Origin of the sequence: Candidatus Aeolococcus gillhamiae, assembly GCF_016464765.1 — a bacterium.
Taxonomy (GTDB): Bacteria; Chloroflexota; Dormibacteria; order Aeolococcales; family Aeolococcaceae; genus Aeolococcus; species Aeolococcus gillhamiae.
Genome location: NZ_JAEKNS010000145.1, coordinates 15,387 through 28,103, shown reverse-complemented (window position 1 = coordinate 28,103; position 12,717 = coordinate 15,387). Strand labels below are relative to the sequence as shown.

At 69.3% G+C, this 12,717-nt stretch carries 11 protein-coding genes; 9 read left to right on the top strand and 2 right to left on the bottom strand.

Annotation, left to right across the window (positions count from 1 at the left end):
* The first annotated feature begins 95 nt into the window (after positions 1-95).
* The 9 genes from JF886_RS14505 to JF886_RS14465 all read left to right on the top strand — a co-directional run bounded on the left by JF886_RS14505 (position 96) and on the right by JF886_RS14465 (position 10,618).
* Positions 96-1,052 (top strand): aldo/keto reductase, encoded by a 957-nt coding sequence (locus tag JF886_RS14505; RefSeq protein ID WP_337313681.1) that lies wholly within the window; start codon positions 96-98, stop codon positions 1,050-1,052.
* Positions 1,053-1,109: 57 nt separating this feature from the next.
* Complete coding sequence (gene sucC / locus JF886_RS14500) at positions 1,110-2,294, top strand: ADP-forming succinate--CoA ligase subunit beta (protein WP_337313679.1); 1,185 nt, start codon at positions 1,110-1,112, stop codon at positions 2,292-2,294.
* Complete coding sequence (sucD, locus tag JF886_RS14495; RefSeq protein ID WP_337313677.1) at positions 2,291-3,175, top strand: succinate--CoA ligase subunit alpha; 885 nt, start codon at positions 2,291-2,293, stop codon at positions 3,173-3,175. Before sucC ends, sucD begins: the two co-directional genes overlap by 4 nt.
* The gene (locus JF886_RS14490) at positions 3,172-4,332 is read left to right on the top strand and encodes an acyl-CoA dehydrogenase family protein (RefSeq protein WP_337313675.1); all 1,161 of its coding nucleotides are present in this window, start codon (positions 3,172-3,174) and stop codon (positions 4,330-4,332) included. Before sucD ends, JF886_RS14490 begins: the two co-directional genes overlap by 4 nt.
* 55 nt (positions 4,333-4,387) lie before the next feature.
* Entirely contained in the window at positions 4,388-5,560 is a 1,173-nt protein-coding gene (locus JF886_RS14485) for a thiolase family protein (protein ID WP_337313672.1), read from the top strand.
* On the top strand, positions 5,550-6,662 hold the full coding sequence (locus tag JF886_RS14480; protein WP_337313669.1) for an acyl-CoA dehydrogenase family protein: 1,113 nt from the start codon (positions 5,550-5,552) through the stop codon (positions 6,660-6,662). The genes JF886_RS14485 and JF886_RS14480 overlap by 11 nt, the downstream gene beginning before the upstream one ends.
* 94 nt (positions 6,663-6,756) lie before the next feature.
* Positions 6,757-7,905 (top strand): acyl-CoA dehydrogenase family protein, encoded by a 1,149-nt coding sequence (locus JF886_RS14475; protein ID WP_337313667.1) that lies wholly within the window; start codon positions 6,757-6,759, stop codon positions 7,903-7,905.
* 197 nt (positions 7,906-8,102) lie between these two features.
* Positions 8,103-9,572, top strand: coding sequence for an LCP family protein (locus tag JF886_RS14470; RefSeq protein WP_337313665.1), 1,470 nt, complete (start codon positions 8,103-8,105; stop codon positions 9,570-9,572).
* 14 nt (positions 9,573-9,586) lie between these two features.
* Positions 9,587-10,618 (top strand): 6-phosphofructokinase, encoded by a 1,032-nt coding sequence (locus JF886_RS14465; protein ID WP_337313663.1) that lies wholly within the window; start codon positions 9,587-9,589, stop codon positions 10,616-10,618.
* Here JF886_RS14465 and JF886_RS14460 read toward each other — a convergent pair.
* Together JF886_RS14460 and JF886_RS14455 are read right to left on the bottom strand one after the other, a co-directional pair.
* A complete protein-coding gene (locus tag JF886_RS14460) occupies positions 10,615-11,649 on the bottom strand; it encodes a TolB family protein (RefSeq protein ID WP_337313661.1) in 1,035 nt (344 codons plus the stop codon). The genes JF886_RS14465 and JF886_RS14460 overlap by 4 nt on opposite strands.
* Positions 11,646-12,692: an LCP family protein gene (locus JF886_RS14455; protein ID WP_337313659.1), complete on the bottom strand. Its 1,047-nt coding sequence runs from the start codon at positions 12,690-12,692 to the stop codon at positions 11,646-11,648. Before JF886_RS14455 ends, JF886_RS14460 begins: the two co-directional genes overlap by 4 nt.
* Positions 12,693-12,717 lie beyond the last annotated feature (25 nt).

Below are 12,717 nucleotides of genomic sequence, written 5' to 3'. Positions count from 1 at the left end.
CGAGGGTAACAGCGGGTCATCGACCATGCCGACACCGCTGCGAAACGGCCCCACATGGTTCGATGGGCGCACAGAGACAGACAGAGGAGAGATCGATGGGCGAACTGCTGCGGCGCACACTGGGACGGTCCGGCATCGAGGTTCCCGTGGTGGGGGTCGGCTGCAACAACTTCGGCGGCCGGATCGACGCCGCACGCAGCGAGCGTGTCATCCAGGCGGCTCTCGACGAGGGCGTCGCGTTCTTCGACACCGCCGACATCTACAGCGACGGACGCAGCGAGCAGATCATCGGGCGCGCCCTGCGCGGCCAGCGCCACCAGGCTGTCATCGCCACCAAGTTCGGCGGCCCGATGGGGCCGCAGCGCACCGGCGGTTCTCGCCGCTGGGCCATGGAAGCGGTCGAGGACAGTCTCCGCAGGCTCGCCACCGATCACATCGATCTGTACCAGCATCACTTCTTCGACGACTCGGTCGGCCAGGAGGAGACGCTGGGCGCGCTCAGCGATCTCGTCACCGCGGGGAAGGTGCGCGCCATCGGCTGTTCGAACTACAACGGGGAGCAGATCGACGAAGCGGACGCCATCGCCACCGAGCACGGCTGGGCGCATTACGTCACAGCCCAGAACCACTACAGCCTGCTAGAACGTCGCGAGGTGGAGGACTCGGTGACGCCTGCCTGCGCGCGTCACGGGATGGGCATCCTGCCGTACTTCCCGCTGGCCAGCGGGCTGCTCACTGGGAAGTACGCGCGCGGCACGGCACCCCCCGCCGGCAGCCGGCTGGGCAATGATGCCGGCCGTGGCCAGAAGCTCATGACCGACGCCAACTTCGACATCGTGGAAGCGCTCGATCGGTTCGCACGCGAGCGCGGCATCACCCTGCTCGACGTGGCCATCGGCGGGCTGGCGGCACAGCCGCATGTGGTCTCTGTCATCGCCGGCGCCACGACGCCCCAGCAGGTAGCCGCCAACGCGCGCGCCGGTCGATGGGTCCCGACCACCGCGGACGGCGAGGAGATCGACCGCATCACCGCCCGCAAGGCTGTCGCCTAGCCCGCCCGAGCTCGCACGCCGGGGGCGCGGATCGCAAAGTTAGACTGACGCGCGCTCATGAAGCTCCTCGAGTACCAGGCCAAGCAGCAGTTCGTGGCAGCCGGCATCGCCACCCCGCAGGGGCGACTGGCGCGCACCCCGGCGGAAGCGGCGGCCGCGGCACGGGAGCTCGGCCGCGTCGCCGTCAAGGCGCAGGTGCCCACCGGCGGCCGCGGCAAGGCCGGCGGCATCGCCGTCGTCGACACGCCCGACCAGGCCGAGCGCGAGGCGACGCGGATCCTGGCCATGGACATCCGCGGCTACCCCGTCCGCAGCGTCTGGTGTGAGACAGGTCTTTCGATCGAGAGCGAGTTCTACCTCGGACTGACGCTCGACCGCGATCGCAGGCTTCTGGCGCTCATCTTCTCGGCCGCCGGCGGGATGGAGATCGAACAGGTTGCAGAGGAGTCGCCCGAGAAGATCGCCAAGCTCTGGCCCGACCCGTTCGCGGGCCCGCAGGCGTACGAGATCCGCCAGATGGTCTTCGCGGCGCTGCGCCATGCGCCGCGGCTGCGTGACCGTGCCGCCAAGCTGGCGGCACCGTTGGTCGTGCTCACGCAGAAGCTGTACGGGGTCGCCACCGCGCTGGACGCGGTGACGTGCGAGATCAACCCGCTGGTGCTGACACCCGACGGCGACTTCCTCGCGGCCGACGGGAAGCTCGAGGTCGACGAGAACGCCCACTACCGCCACCGCCCGCTCGCCGAGGAGCTCGCCCGTGACGCAACCGGGGATGACGGCCGTACCGGCGACGACCCCTACGAGGTGGAGGCGCAGCGCCGCGGGCTCACCTACGTCCACCTCGACGGCGACATCGGGGTGATCGGCAACGGCGCCGGCCTGGTCATGAACACGCTCGACCTCGTCAAGCAGCATGGTGGCGAGCCCGCCGACTTCCTCGACGTCGGCGGCGGCGCCAGCGCCGAGAAGGTGCGCAACTCTCTGGAGATGGTGCTGCTCGATCCCAAGGTTCGCGGCGTCTTCATCAACATCTTCGGTGGCATTACGCGCGGCGACGAGGTGGCCAAGGGGGTCATCGCCGCCCGCGACGAGCTGAAGATCACCAAGCCGCTGGTGGTGCGCATGACGGGAACGCGCGAGGAAGAGGGGCGGGAGCTGCTCCAGGAGGCGGGCATCGTCCCCGCCGTCAGCGCGACCGAGGCCGCCGACAAGATCGTCGCGCTCACCAGGGGCGGCGTGTGAGCGTCCTCGTCGACAGCACCAGCCGCGTCCTGGTTCAGGGGATCACCGGCCGCGAGGGCGGTTTCCACACCGAGCAGATGCGCGCGTTCGGTACTAACGTCGTCGCCGGCGTGTCGCCCGGCAAGGGCGGCCAGGACGCCAATGGCGTCCCCATCTTCGACACCGTCGCCGACGCGGTCGCTGCCACTGCGGCCAACGTCAGCGGCATCTTCGTTCCCCCGCCATTTGCCGCCGACGCGATCATGGAGTCCGCCGCGGCCGCCGTGCCCCTGGCGGTGTGCATCACCGAGGGCATCCCCATCCACGACATGATCCGGGCGCGCTCGTTCGTGGGGAGGACCGGGACTCGGCTGCTCGGTCCCAACTGCCCGGGCCTTGTGACGCCCGGCCAGTGCAAGGTGGGCATCATCCCCAACCACATCAACACGCCCGGACCGGTCGGCATCGTCGGGCGCAGCGGCACCCTCACATATGAGGTGATCCAGGGGCTCGGCCAGGCGGGGATGGGCCAGACCACGTCGGTCGGCATCGGCGGCGACCCGGTCCTCGGCCTGACCTTCACCGACGTTCTGGCGCTGTTCGCCGATGACGAGCGGACGCGCGCGGTGGTGATGATCGGCGAGATCGGCGGCAGTGACGAGGAGAAGGCGGCTGCGTTCCTACGCAGCTCGGGATTCGACAAACCGGTGGTGGCGTTCATCAGCGGGCGCACCGCACCGCCCGGCAAGCGCATGGGGCACGCCGGCGCGATCATCAGCGGGAACAGCGGCACCGCGCAGGGCAAGATCGACGCGCTGACTGAAGCGGGGGCGGCCATAGCGGACACCATCGAGGACGTCGTCCGCCTCGTCGGGGACCAGTTGGGCACACACGCGCGGTGAACTTCGACCTCACCGACGAGCAGCGCCAGATCCGCAGCACCGTGCGGGCATTCGCCCAGGACGAGGTCGCGCCGCGCGCTGCCGCCTACGACGAGTCCGGCGAGTTCCCCTACGACCTGGTGGCCGGGATGGCCAACCTCGGTCTGTTCGCGCTGCCCTTCCCGCAGAGTGTGGGCGGAGCCGGCGGCGACTTCCTCAGCTACTGCCTGGCGCTCGAGGAGATCGCCCGAGCCGACGCAGCGGTCGCGATCACGCTCGAGGCTGCAGTCTCCCTGGGCATCAGCCCGATCGTCAGCTTCGGGACCTCCGAGCAGCAGGAGCGGTGGCTTCCCGAGCTGCTCGCCGGCACCAAGCTCTGGGCGTTCGGCCTCACCGAGGCGGAGGCCGGCTCGGACGCGGGCGGGACCCGGACGCGTGCGGAGCGTAGCGACGGCGAGTGGGTCATCAACGGCGGCAAGGTGTTCATCACCAACGCGGGGACCGAGATCAGCGCCGGGGTCACGGTCACGGCGGTGACCGGGAATGCCGACGGTGAACCGCAGATCAGCGCGATCGCGGTCGAGCGCGGCACTCCCGGGTACAGCCAGGCGGCCAAGTACCGCAAGCTCGGCTGGCACGCCAGCGATACGCGCGAGCTGGTGTTCGCGGACTGCCATGTTCCGCAGACCAACATGATCGGCACCGAGGGCGGCGGTTATCGCCAGTTCCTCCAGATACTTGAAGGGGGCCGGGTGGCCATCGCAGCGCTGTCGGTGGGCCTTGCCCAGGCGTGTCTCGACGCGTCGCTCTCCTACAGCGTGCAGCGCCACCAGTTCGGCCAGCCGATCGCGCGCTTTCAGGCCACCCAGTTCAAGCTCGCCGACATGGCCACGCAGATCGAGCTGTCACGGCTGATGACCTGGCGCGCGGCCGGCGCGATCGATGCCGGTCGGAGCGCGGCCCCGTACGCGTCGATGGCCAAGCTGCATGCCTCGGAGGTGGCCACGGCCTGTGCCAACCAGGCGGTGCAGATCCATGGCGGCTACGGTTTCATGGAGGAGTCACCGGTGGCCCGGTACTACCGTGACGTCAAGGTCAACGAGATCGGCGAGGGCACCAGTGAGGTCCAGCGCATCCTCATCGCCCGCCACCTCCTCGAGGACCTTATGGAGATCTGACAGGGCGGCGCAACAGCCCGGCCTGCGCTTCGTCCCGCCGCTGTAGATTGCGTCCATGAAGGATGTGGTCATCGTGGCCGCGGCGCGCACGCCGTTCGGCAAGCTGGGCGGCGGCTTGGCCGCGTTGGCCGCCACCGACCTCGGCGCCCGGGTGATCCGCGAGGTGCTCGAGCGCACCGGCACCGAGGGCGGCGACGTTGATCAGCTCATCATGGGCAACGTGATCGGCGCCGGTCAGGGCCAGGTGCCGTCTCGCCAGGCGGGGCTGAAAGCCGGGCTGCCATCGAGCGTGTCGTCGTTCACCATCAACAAGGTGTGTGCGAGCGCTCTCAAAGCGGTGAACTTGGGCGCACTGCTGATCTCGTCCGGCGAGGCCGAGGTGGTCGTCGCCGGCGGCATGGAGAGCATGTCGCGGGCGCCGTACCTGCTCGAGGACCAGCGCTTCGGTGCGCGCCTCGGCGACCGGGCCGCGGTCGACAGTGTGTATCGCGACGGGCTGTGCTGCCCCGCCGACGGCGTGCTCATGGGCGTGCACGGCAGCGAGATCGCCGCCGAGCTGGGTGTGACACGTGAGCAGCAGGATGACTGGGCGCTGCGCTCGCAGCAGCGGTATGCGGCCGCGCTTGCGGACGGACGCTTCGTCGATGAGATCGTTCCCGTGGCGGTGGGAGAGAGGTCCGTAGCACGCGACGAGCAGCCCCGTCCCGACTCCACCATCGAGAAGCTGGCGGCGCTGCGCGGAGCGTTCGGCGAGGGCAGCACGGTCACCGCCGGCAACGCACCGGGCATCAACGACGGCGCCAGCGCGGTCCTGTTGATGAGCGCCGAGCGCGCCGCCGCCGCCGGCCTCCCCGTGCTGGGCCGCTGGATCACCTACGCGGAATCGGCCGCTGCGCATCCCTACCTCGCCACAGTTCCGGCCATCGCTGTCGAAAAGGCGATGGCCAGGACCGGCGGCGAGGTCGACGCCGGCCGGCTCGAGGTCATCGAGATCAACGAGGCTTTCGCGGCGGTGGCGATCACCAGCACGCGCATGCTCGAGGTCGACTCCGAGCGCGTCAACGTCAATGGCGGAGCCATCGCCGTCGGCCACCCGATCGGCGCCAGCGGTGCCCGGATCCTCATGACGCTCCTGTACGAGCTGCGCCGCCGCGGTGGCGGCTACGGTGCGGCGGGAATCTGCAGCGGCATGGCGCAGGGCGAAGCGACGCTGGTCCGTGTCGACTGAGGCGCCGGTCGCCCCGCCCATCGCCGAGCTCACCGCCTGTTTCGTCGATGAGGTCATCCGTCCCTACGCCGCGAAGATGGCGCGCGGACAGGGTTTGTCACCCGACGCCCTGGTGCGCGCCGCCGGCGAGCGGGGACTGGCTGGGCTGCTCCTGCCCACCCGCTATGGAGGCGCCGCCGCGGGCCACGTCGAGTTCGCGCGCTTCGTCGAGGCGGTGGCGAGGGTGTGTGCCAGCAGCGCGGTGATCCTCGACGTCCACCTCAGCGTGGGCAGCGAGCCACTGCTGCTGTTCGGGGAGCCCGCGCAGCTGCAACGCCATCTCCCCGCCATCGCCTCCGGTCGTCACACCGCTGCGTTCGCCCTCACCGAACCGGGGAGCGGCAGCGACGCGGCCGGCTTGTCGACCCGCGCCGAGCGCGACGGCGACGGCTACAGGCTCACCGGCACCAAGGCGTTCATCACCAACTGCCGCGCGGCGGATGTCTACGTGGTCATGGCCCGGACCGCGCCGGGACCGCGCGGCATCAGTGCGTTCATCGTCGGTGCGGACAGCCGCGGGCTGAACACCGGTGAGCCGCTTCACAAGATGGGGCTGGCGGGGTCGTGGACGGGTGAGCTGGTCCTCGACGGCGTGTCCGTCGGCAGCGCCGACCGGCTGGGCGACGAGGGCATGGGCTTCCGCGTCGCCATGGCCGCGCTGGACAGCGGGCGCATCGGCATCAGCGCCCAGGCGGTGGGGATCGCCCAGGGTTGCCTCGACGACGTGGTGTCGTCGGCGCGCCGCGACGGGAGGGACGTCGACGAGACGCTGCTCGCCGACATCCATGCGCGCACGGTCGCGGCACGCCTGCTCACAGCCCACGCGGCGCGGCTCGCCGACCTGTCCCAGCCGATGACCCGCGACGCCTCCATCGCCAAGCTGTATGCCACCGACACCTGCGTGGCCGCGGCCGGGGCGGCCGTGGAGATGTGCGCGCCCGACTCAGGGCGCGAGGATCACCCCGCCGCGATCAGGCTGCGCGACGCCAAGGCCAGCCAGATCTATGAGGGCACCAACCAGGTTCAGCGCATGGTGATCAGCAGGTCCGTCTTCGACGGTTGAGCCTGCAGCGGAGCGGGCCGCGCTCACTGCTGCGCCGCGCATAATCCCGGGGTTCTCGCCGGCCGGCCGCCGTGGCCCTTGGAGCACGCAGCACGTGGACGTTCGCCTCAACGAGGAGCAGCAGCTCATCCAGCAGAGCGTTCGCGAGCTGGCCCGCGACCGGATTGCACCGCGCGCCCGCGAGATCGACGCCACTGGCGAGTTCCCCTGGGATGTCGTCGAGATGTTCCGCGCCCACGATCTGTTTGCGTTGCCGTTCCCCGCGGAGTACGGCGGCCTGTCAGGGAGCGCGCTGACACTCAACCTCGCTATCGAGGAGGTCGCCAAGGCCTGCGCCACCAGCGCGCTGATCCTCGCCGTGCAGGCGCTCGGCGCGTACCCGATCATGCTCGGCGGCAGCGACGAGCAGAAGCAGCACTTCCTCCCCGACCTCGCCAGCGGGAAGAAGCTTGCCGCCTACGCGCTGACCGAGCCCGGCGCGGGCAGCGACGCCGCCGGCATGGAGACGCGAGCCACGCGGCAGGGCGATGACTACGTCATCACCGGCAGCAAGATCTGGATCACTGACGGCGGCGTCGCCGACACCATCGTGGTGTTTGCCAAGACCGACCCCAAGGGCGGAGCGCGCGGGGTCAGCGCATTCGTTCTCGACAATGCGCGGGAGCTGAAGGGCTTCACCGCAACGCAGATCCACGGCAAGCTTGGCATCCGCGGCAGCAACACCGCGGAGCTGCATTTCGATGAGGTGCTCGTGCCCGCCGCCAACCTTCTCGGTGAGGAGGGCAGCGGCTTCGGGCTCGCCATGCGCGTCCTCGATCGCTCCCGGCCCGGCGTCGCAGCGCAGGCGCTGGGCATCGCCCAGGGCGCGCTCGACTATGCGGTCGGCTACGCCCGCGAACGCAAGCAGTTCGGCAAGGCGATCGCGGAGTTCCAGGCGATCCAGTTCATGATCGCCGACATGGAGGCGCAAACGGCGGCCGCTCGCGCCGTCGTGTACCACGCCTCGCAGCTGATCGACGACCACTCGCCCGAGGTCACCCACTTCGCGGCGCTCGCCAAGCTGCTCGCCAGCGACGCCGCCATGAAGGTGACCACCGATGCGGTCCAGGTGCTGGGTGGCTACGGCTACGTCAACGAATACCCGGTGGAGCGGATGATGCGCGACGCCAAGATCACGCAGATCTACGAGGGAACCAACCAGATCCAGCGCCTGGTGATTGCCCGCTCGCTGCTCCGCGACTGACCTTTGACGTACAGGCGTTCGCTGTCGCGCCGCCCTCGTGCGCGCGGCCCAGGCGCGCTGCGGTGCGCTACCCTAGCCTCACTCCGGCGTCACCCCACGTCCCTGCCCACGTTTCACTCGGGAGCCCGGGCGCAACTCGCAAGAGTGCGCAGCGATGCATCGCGGCCGCGCCGCACACATCCTTGGACACGAGACATATGGCTTCTTCGACGCGGCGACGCCGCTCCAGCTACAACCTCGCGCCTCCCTGGCTGCGCACCAGACGTGTGATCGCGCTGATCGCCACCGCGGCAGTCCTCCTGGCGGGCATCTTCGCCGTCAGAACCGTGGTCGGTCTGGCGCATCTCACCAGGCAGAACCCGTTCGGTGTCATCGGCGACCTCATCGGTGGAAAGAACAGCTCGACCATCAACCAGGCGAGCACCAACCTGCACCGCATCAACTTCGCCGTCTACGGCTACGGCGGCCTCGGCCACGACGGCGCGTATCTGACCGACTCGATCATGATCATCTCGGTGCAGCCAAAGCTGAACGGACCGCCGGCGGTCGCCGAGATCAGCATCCCGCGTGACTGGTACGTCCCGATCCAGCTGGCCAATGGCCAGACCGGGTCGAGTCGCATCAACCAGGCGTATGCCGACGGCATGAGCGGCCAGGGCCCTGTTCCGGCCACCGACCCGACCGCGGGTGGCGCCGTCGCCAACCCGACGCTCGAGCATCTGCTCGGCATCCACATCGATCACTGGGTCGGCGTGGACTTCTCGGCGTTCAGGGCGGCGGTGGACGCGGTCGGTGGAGTCGACGTCGTCGCTCCCAACAGCTTCACCGACTACGCGTACCCCGCCGGCGAGTGCAGCCCGGGGCCCAACGAGAACTGCCAGCTGACCACGGTCGACTTCAACGCCGGCGCGCAGCACCTGAACGGAACCCGCGCACTCCAGTTCGCCCGCTCCCGCCATTCAAACGACAACGGCGAGGGCTCGGACTTCGCGCGCAGCCGCCGCCAGCAGCTGGTGGTCGCCGCGCTCAAGCAGAAGGTGGTCAGCCTCGGTGGCCTGGGGAGCCTGCCCGACCTGCTCAACAGCCTCGGCGACAACGTGGTCACCGACCTGCACGTCAACGACCTCGAAGCGCTGTACTCGCTTCTCAAGGACGTCGACACCAAGTCGGTCCTGCACGTCAGCTTCGACGACACCAACTTCCTGTACGAGTGCGGGTACCCGGCCAACTGCGGCGCCGCGTACATGTACGCGCACGACCGCACCTACGCTGAGATCGCCCACTACGTGCAGAACGTCTTCGTCGACTCCGCCGTGCTCGGCCGGCACGCGGCGGTCACCATCGAGGACGGCAGCGGCCGCGCGCTCAACGCCTCGGCGCGCTGGGCCCAGCTCTTCAAGTACATGTCCCTGACGACCACGGACGGCGGCGTCGTGCGTCGCTCCGCGACCACCCAGGTCATCGACGAAAGCGCTGGCAAGGACGCCGCCACAGCAGCGTGGTTCGCCAAGTTCTTCGGCGTCAGCGTCACCAAGCCGCCGAGCCCGACGGCGACCGGGGGGGCATCGGCGACGACGGCGGCTCCCACTGCCGGCGCTGGCGTCGTAGTGATCCTCGGGCAGGACGAGGAGAACACCTTCCTCAACACGCCCGGCGTGGGCGCCTGACCCGCGCCGCCCCGATGCGCGTCGGCGTCCTCACCGGCGGCGGCGATGCTGCGGGGCTGAATGCCGCTATTCGCGCCGTGGCTCGCTCGGCGCTATCAGAGGGCGACACGGTCGTCGGCGTCCGCAACGGCTGGGCAGGGCTCACCGGCGAGGGCGACCACGTCGAGATGGATCGCTCCGCCTTCTCGGGGATCCTGCAGCTGGGTGGCACCATCCTCGGCAGCTCGCGGGTCAACCCCATGAAGCGTGAGGGTGGTCTCGAGGAATGTCTGCGCAACTTGCGTGCCGCCCGGCTCGACGCGCTCGTCGCCATCGGCGGTGACGACACGCTGAGCGTCGCCTCCTGGCTGGCTCAGCAGTGCGCACCAGTGGTCGGCGTTCCCAAGACGATGGACAACGACCTCAGCGTCACCGACTACTGCATCGGCTTCGACAGCGCGGTGAGCATCGTCACCGAGGCGCTCGATCGCCTCCACACCACCGCCGCCTCGCATCACCGGGTGATGGTGGTCGAGGTCATGGGCCGCGACACCGGGTGGGTGGCGGTCACCGGCGGCCTGGCGGGTGGCGCGGACCTGATCATCATCCCGGAGTTTCCGCTCACCCTCGACCAGGTCGTCGCTCATCTCGACCGCCGTCGGGCGCAGGGAAGCGACTTCTCGATCATCGTGGTCGCCGAGGGCGTGCAGATGGACGGCGTCACCAGCGCCGAGGCGGCGGCCGCAACCGATGCGTTCGGCCACGCCCAGTTGAGCAAGCGCGGCGTCGGTGAGAGCCTCGCCGCGATGATCGAGCAGCGCACCGGCCACGAGACACGCGTCACCGTCCTTGGCCACACCCAGCGCGGCGGCTCACCGACTGCGTACGACCGCGTGTGGGCGACCAGAGTTGGGGTTGCCGCGTATGGTCTGGTCGCCGAGCGACGCTGGGGCATGATGCCGGTGGTGCGTGGCGGATCGGTGGAGATCGCTGCCATGAGCGACGTCGTCGCGGAGCAGCGGCGCGTTCCCATCGAGCTGTACGAGCTCGCCGGCGTCTTCTTCTAGGGCGCCCACACCGGCGCCGAGGTGGCGTCGAAGTCGAGGTGCGTCGTGACCTTCTTCGGTGCGGCTGGCGTCGGTGTTTCGGCGTGATCCATCCACCACAGCTGGAAGTGGCCGGTGGCATCCGCGGGAGCCAGGTAGAGGAGAGCACTGCCGTCCGGCGACCAGGCCGGCGAGGCGCACAGGCAGTTGTTGACCATCACCTGCGGGACGCCGGCGGCGCCCTTGGTCAGCGGGAAGACCTCGAGCCTGGCGGTCTGCGTGTCGGAGGTGCAGATGACAGCGAGCTTGCTGCCGTCCGGGCTGACCGCGGGCTCCGCGCAGTCATCGGCGCCCCCTGTGAGATAGACGGGCGGGGCACCCGGCCCGGCAACGCTGACGATGCGCGAGATGATCTGCGCCTTGTCGGTGAGCGAGTATTTGGAGTACAGGACCCCGCCGCCGGGGAGTGGCGCGGGCGAGACATCGCCTCCGGTGTACGCGTCTGGCTGCGTCCATTGCCTGGTCAGCACCTTGCCGGTGAGCTGGCCCGACCACACCGCCAGGTGCACCTCGTACGTGGTACCGGTCTTGGGACCGTCGTAGCCGGAGATCAGCGTGGCGCCGTCGGCGGCAAGGTGTGGCCAGAACGACCAGGCATTGAGCTCGACCTTCGGCGTCTTGGTGGCGTTCGACGTCAGCTTCTTGACGATCGCGCCGGTGGCCGCGTCGACGAGGTAGATGTCGCTGAAATTCGACGCTCGCGCCACCACGAGCAACTGTCCTGATGTTGCCAACGCCGGTTGAATCCACGACCCCGCCTGTGCGGACAGGTTCATGTCTGTGAACTGGCCGCCACGGAAGCGGTAGAGGTGCCCCGCCTGGCTCACGTAGATGGTCCCGGGCAGGCTCAGCGCCGGTGTCTCCGCGGTGGGCGCGACTGCGTTGGGATGGGTGATCAATGTGGACTTGCGGCTGTCGAGGAAGCGGTTGACGCCGAGCCCGAACGCCGTCCACAGCACCAGGAGGACGACGAAGAACCGCAGACGCCTCACGCTTGCGGGAAGTACTTGCGTACGAGCGGCAGGATCAGGTCCCAGTTGGGAACTACCACGCTCTGCGAGCCGATGATCTGTGGCGCGGAGTAAGGCGGCTGCAGCACCACCTGCTGCACGTTGCTGAGCGAGACGTTGCCGGCGATGGGCAACAGGTCGCCCACCTGGGCCACCGACATGTCGGTGGTGAACTGGCCACTCATCGCGCCGGCGATGTCGGGCACGTCGGCGATGCCGAGCAGCTTGGCCTTGGCCCGAAACGCCAGGAGCACCTGCTGCTGGCGAGCCGAACGCCCGAAGTCACTGCGCAGGTCGTCGTGTCGCGAGCGAACGTACTGCAGCGCCTGGAGCCCGTTCATGTGCTGGGGTCCAGGAAGCACCGCCACCCGCTCGATGTCGTACGGATTGTTGCCGCCGAGGTCCTTGGGATAGAAGTCGTCGAGGACCGGGTTGCTGGCCACCACGTCGACGCCGCCGACCTTGTCGATGAGGTGGACCAGGCCGAGCAGACCGATCCAGGCAAAGTGGTCGATATGCACGTTGAAGTCGCGCTCCACCGTGGCGATCGCGGCATCGGCTCCACCCTGGAGGTACGCCTTGTCGATCTTGTCAGTGCCCCCGGTGGAGAGGGGCACGTAGAGGTCGCGCGGGATCGAGAGCATGGTGACGTGCTTGGTCACCGGGTCCACCCGGGCTAGGATCATCGACTGAGTGAGCACGGCGCCCCCCGGGAACTTGGCGTCGTTGTCCGAGCCGAGAAGCAGCACCGTGAACGCGCGTGCGCTGGAGGCCACGGCGACCGGCTGGCTGACCGGCGCGGCTGCCGATGGGCTCGTGCTCGGTGCGGTTCCCTGGTGGATGCCGTGCCCGAAGTCCTGGAAGGCGGCCGCGATGGCAGGCGAGAAATAGAAGGCAGCGCCGGCGGCGCCGGCGACGGCGAAGCTGAGCAAGATGCCGGCGACGGCGAGGACGCGGGGACCCCGCCGTGGTCGTCGTGACCTGCGTTGCCGCCGCCGGCGCGACGGCGCCTCGGGAACGCTCACCGGGCGATGGTACGAGAAGGCCGAC

Coding starts and splice junctions, on each gene's coding strand:
- sucC (WP_337313679.1), top strand. CDS start 1,110: ATGAAGCTCCTCGAGTACCAGGCCAAGCAGCAGTTCGTGGCAGCCGGC.
- JF886_RS14505 (WP_337313681.1), top strand. CDS start 96: ATGGGCGAACTGCTGCGGCGCACACTGGGACGGTCCGGCATCGAGGTT.
- JF886_RS14485 (WP_337313672.1), top strand. CDS start 4,388: ATGAAGGATGTGGTCATCGTGGCCGCGGCGCGCACGCCGTTCGGCAAG.
- JF886_RS14465 (WP_337313663.1), top strand. CDS start 9,587: ATGCGCGTCGGCGTCCTCACCGGCGGCGGCGATGCTGCGGGGCTGAAT.
- JF886_RS14470 (WP_337313665.1), top strand. CDS start 8,103: ATGGCTTCTTCGACGCGGCGACGCCGCTCCAGCTACAACCTCGCGCCT.